Genomic DNA, 1,093 nt, shown 5'->3' on the forward strand with positions numbered 1-1,093 from the left:
TTCCGCCGGTCCCGCCGCTGTAGCTGGACTTCTTCCATATCGCGTGGGAGAGGTTCTGGGTCGTGCTCACTGGTGATCTCCTTGAGAATCGCACGCATGCGTGCCTCTGATTGTCTGGGTGACAAGGCGGCGCCCCGCAGTCGGTTGAACACCGCTTGAGCCTCTGCGACGGCCGACGGCGACTCGTCCACGCGCGCGTGATGCCTGATCTCCTCGTACAGAACCGGTGGTCCGCCGTCCTCTGGGGTCAGCAGAACGAACGGCAAGTGCGCGGCCGGCGTCTCGCCGTCGTTGGGCAGCACCTGAATCGTGACGGTCGGCCGAGCTGCCTCCTCCGGCAGGTGTTCGAGTCGTCCTGCCATCGTGGCGACGTCACCGATGATCGTACGCAGTGCGGCCTCGTGGATGATGACCCAGAGGCTCGGAGGGTTCTCGCGCTCTATCACGCTGTGACGTGCCAGCCGGGCTTCCACCGAGGCTTTGATCTTTGACGGCTCGGCATCGGGATTGGCGGCGCGGATGACAGCCTCCGCGTACTCGTGCGTCTGCAACATCCCCATGATGAGCACGTTCGAGTAGTCCTCGATGACGCGGGCATGCCGCTCCAACTTGACGAACGGCACGAACCACTCGGGGTGCCCGGACATCGCGATTCGGCGGTGAAGCCGGAGGAAGTACCCGGAGGTGTTGAAGAACCGGTCGCATCCGATCGCGAAGCGCTCACTGCCCAGGGTGTGGCCGTTCTCCACTTTGCTGACGTAGGGGACCTTGTAACCCGTCGCGTCGGCAAGTTCCTGCTGCCCTACTCCCGCGTGTGCGCGGGCTTCCGCCACCTCCTTGCCGAAGAACTCCGGTCCGTCCAGCTCGTCCACGACGCCCCGCACGTAACTCCCCTGACTTTCCAAGTGCGTTCGGAAACATCAAAGCTCCCAAGAGGGAGTTGCCCGCTCATGGCGAGTGGAACACACGGAGGTTCGAACGTATGACGCACATGTCTTTCGGGGTGGGGGCGCGACCCGCGCTCGTGCCCAATCCGCGTGTGCCGTGCGCTACGTGCACGCGGATCAGTGACGCGCGGTACGCCGCCGAGCGG

At 64.5% G+C, this 1,093-nt stretch carries 1 protein-coding gene; it reads right to left on the minus strand.

Going from position 1 to position 1,093, the window contains the following annotated elements; genetic code table 11:
• On the minus strand, positions 1-872 hold an 872-nt coding region (locus JNW98_RS32050; protein ID WP_223771818.1), incomplete at its 3' end, for a helix-turn-helix domain-containing protein.
• Positions 873-1,093: the final 221 nt, after the last annotated feature.

The sequence above is a fragment of the Streptomyces huiliensis genome (assembly GCF_020037025.1).
GTDB lineage: Bacteria > Actinomycetota > Actinomycetes > Streptomycetales > Streptomycetaceae > Streptomyces > Streptomyces huiliensis.